This is a genomic window from Ralstonia sp. ASV6 (assembly GCF_016429285.1).
Lineage (GTDB): Bacteria > Pseudomonadota > Gammaproteobacteria > Burkholderiales > Burkholderiaceae > Ralstonia > Ralstonia flaminis.
Window position 1 is genome coordinate 1 of sequence record NZ_JAELUI010000269.1, and the last position, 3,494, is coordinate 3,494.

3 protein-coding genes are annotated in these 3,494 nt (G+C 65.2%); 2 read left to right on the forward strand and 1 reads right to left on the reverse strand.

Going from position 1 to position 3,494, the window contains the following annotated elements; translation table 11 throughout:
* Both mrdA and rodA read left to right on the forward strand, forming a co-directional pair.
* The coding region (mrdA, locus tag JHD73_RS27160; RefSeq protein ID WP_199033239.1) for a penicillin-binding protein 2 at nucleotides 1-1,545 on the forward strand (1,545 nt) is incomplete at its 5' end.
* Nucleotides 1,546-1,577: 32 nt separating this feature from the next.
* On the forward strand, nucleotides 1,578-2,720 hold the full coding sequence (gene rodA / locus JHD73_RS27165) for a rod shape-determining protein RodA (protein ID WP_199033241.1): 1,143 nt from the start codon (nucleotides 1,578-1,580) through the stop codon (nucleotides 2,718-2,720).
* Nucleotides 2,721-2,768: 48 nt separating this feature from the next.
* Here rodA and JHD73_RS27170 read toward each other — a convergent pair.
* The coding region (locus tag JHD73_RS27170) for a class I adenylate-forming enzyme family protein (protein ID WP_199033240.1) at nucleotides 2,769-3,494 on the reverse strand (726 nt) is incomplete at its 5' end.

A 3,494-nucleotide genomic window follows, 5' to 3' on the forward strand; every position in this document is an offset into this window, starting at 1 on the left:
CCCGAGACGGGCGACATCCTTGCCTTCGTCTCCAAGCCGACGTTCGACCCGAACCTGTTCATCGAAGGCATCGACAGCGCGACTTGGAGCGAGTTGAACAACTCGCCCGACAAGCCGCTGCTGAACCGTCCGCTACGCGGCACGTATCCGCCGGGCTCAACGTACAAGCCGTTCATGGCGCTAGGCGCGCTGGAGCTGGGCAAACGCACGCCGCAGTGGGGCATGGCCGATCCGGGCTCGTTCACGCTGGGCAACCACACCTTCCGCGATGACGTGCCGGGCGGGCATGGCTGGGTCGACATGTACCGCTCCATCGTGGCGTCGTGCGATACGTACTATTACCGCCTCGCCAACGACATGGGCGTCAATGCCATCCACGATTTCATGAAGCCGTTCGGCTTTGGGCAGGTCACGGGCATCGACATTGAAGGCGAGCGCACCGGCATCCTGCCGTCGACCGAATGGAAGCGCAAAGCCTACAAGCGCCCCGAGCAGCAGAAGTGGTACGACGGTGAGACCATCTCGCTGGGCATCGGCCAGGGCTATAACAACTTCACCATCCTGCAGCTCGCGCACGCGGTGTCGACGCTGGCCAACAACGGCGTGGTGATGAAGCCTCACCTCGTGAAGGCCGTGGAGGATTCGCTGTCCAAGTCGCGCACGCTGACCGTGCCAACCGAGAGCTACCGGATCCCCCTCAAGCAGGCCAACATCGACGTGATCAAGCGCGCGATGGTGGGCGTGAACCAGGCGGGGACGGCGGCCAAGGCGTTCATCGGTGCGCAGTATGTGTCGGCGGGCAAGACGGGGACGGCGCAGGTGTTCTCGCTGGGCAAGAACGAGAAGTACAGCCACCACGCGCTGCCCGAGAACAAGCGCGACCACGCACTGTTCGAGGCGTTTGCCCCGGCTGACCATCCGAAAATCGCGCTGGCGCTGATCGTGGAAAACGCCGGCTTTGGTGCGGCATCGGCCGCGCCAATCGCACGCGCCGTCATGGACTATTACCTGACCGGCAAGTGGCCGACCGAACTGCTCGCCAGCGCGCCGAAACCCCAGCCGCAACCACCAGTGGATACGCCAAGCGTGTTCTCGACTGGTAAGACGGCCACCATCGCCAGTGCCACGGCCACGCCGCAAGCGGCTGCGGAGGCTGCCGCGCAGGCGGCATCGGGGGTCGCTGCCGCTTCGGCCGTGGCGGCACCGACCGCCAGTAGTGTGGCTGCGGCTTCAGCACCGGCCGCGTCGTCGGTGGCAGCAGGCGCAGCGCGTGCCGCGCCGCCGATGTCGCCCGACTTGCTGGCTCCCGCCCTGCGCGAGGCCGGCACCAGCGCCGATGCCATCGCCCCGGCTACGCTGGACGCGCAGGTACTGCAGGCGCTATCGCATGCCCAACCCGCGCCTGAACTGCCACCGCGTGGACGCGGCAATGCCGCCGCCCCGGCCTCGACGCCGGCCACCGCGCCCAAGGGTGGGAAGGAGACGAAGCCTGGCAACAAGCCGGCACCGAAGCCGACGCCCAAACCCGCGCAGGCCACTCCCTGACATTCGCGCTTGAGGATCACGCCATGGACAAACTGGACAAGCGCCGCATATTCAACGTCATCAAGTCGCTCTTCACCGGCTTCGACGTGCCACTGGCACTGATCGTGTTTCTGCTGCTGGGCACGGGACTGGTCGCGCTGTACTCAGCCGCCATCGACATGCCGGGCCGCGTGGAAGATCAGGTCCGCAATATCATGCTGTCGTTCGTGCTGATGTGGGTCATCGCCAACCTGCCGCAGCAGACGCTGATGCGCTTTGCGGTGCCGCTGTACACCATCGGCGTCGCGCTGTTGATAGGCGTGGCGATGTTCGGGCTGATCCGCAAAGGCGCGCGGCGCTGGCTGAATATGGGTGTGGTGGTGCAGCCCTCCGAGATCATGAAGATCGCCATGCCGCTCATGCTCGCGTGGTACTTCCAGAAGCGCGAGGGGGTGATCCACTGGTACGACTATCTGGCGGCAGCCGTGCTGCTGTTGATTCCGGTGGGCCTGATCGCCAAGCAGCCGGACCTGGGCACCGCGCTGCTGGTGCTGGCGGCCGGCATCTACGTGATCTACTTTGCCGGCCTGTCGTGGCGGCTGATCGTGCCGGTGCTGGTGATTGCGGTGACGGCGATCACGCTGGTGGTGTCGTTTGAATCACGCATCTGCGCGCCGGGCGTGAACTGGCCGATCCTGCACGACTATCAGCAGCACCGCGTGTGCACGCTACTGGACCCGACCACAGACCCACTGGGCAAGGGCTTCCACACCATCCAGTCGATCATTGCCATCGGCTCGGGCGGGGTAACGGGCAAGGGGTGGCTCAAGGGCACGCAAACCCATCTGGAGTTCATCCCCGAAAAGCACACCGACTTCATCTTCGCGGTCTATTCCGAGGAATTCGGGCTGGTGGGCAACGGCTTCCTGCTGTTCCTGTACCTGCTGCTGATCATTCGCGGATTGTTCATCGCGGCGAATGCGGGCACGCTGTTCGGACGACTGCTGGCCGGGTCGATCACGCTGATCTTCTTCACCTACGCCTTCGTCAACATGGGCATGGTGAGCGGTATCCTGCCCGTGGTGGGCGTGCCGCTGCCACTCATCAGTTACGGAGGGACCGCACTCGTCACACTGGGCATGGGCATCGGCATCCTGATGAGCATCGCCCGACAGAAACGCTTCGTGCAGACTTAGCAAAACGGCCGCCAGGAATTGGCGGCCGTTCTGTTTTCAGGCGTGGAGTCAGGCGGCAAGTGCCTCTTCGCGCAGCAGGCGCCGCAGCACCTTGCCAGTCGACGTGGCCGGCAGCGCATCGTGGAACTTCACCCGGCGCGGCACCTTGTACGGCGCCATGTTGTCGCGCGACCAGGCAATCAGCTCCGCCTCGGTAAGGGCAACGCCGTGCATCGGCACCACGTGTGCACAGACGACCTCGCCCTTGTCCGGGTCCGGGATGGGGGTGACAGCGACCTGGCGGATGCCCGGGTGGCGAGACAGCAACGCCTCCACCTCTTCCGGAAACACGCTATAGCCGGAGACCTTGATCATCTCCTTGATGCGGCCTTGCCATTGCAGATAGCCGTCAGGCGAAAGCTGGCCGATGTCGCCGGTGCGCAGAAAGCCATTCTGCAGCGCGGCGCGCGTGGCTTCGTCGCGCTGCCAGTAGCCACGGAACACGCCGGGGCTGCGGATGGTGATCTCGCCGGCCTGACCAGGGGGCAGTTCGGCGCCGGTGTGCAGATCAACGATGCGTACCTCGGTCTGCGGGACGATCTTGCCGTGCCAGCCCCAGCGCGGCGCGTCGGGCGGGGTGATCGCATCACAGGTGTGGGTTTCCGACAGGCCGTAGGCCGCCTCGTAGATGCTGCACTGCCGGCCGGCAAAGGCGCGCCACTGCTCGGCAATCGCCTCGGTGAGCGTCACGCCAAAGCTCGTGCACGGATTGGCCACCAGCGATTCCATGCGGTA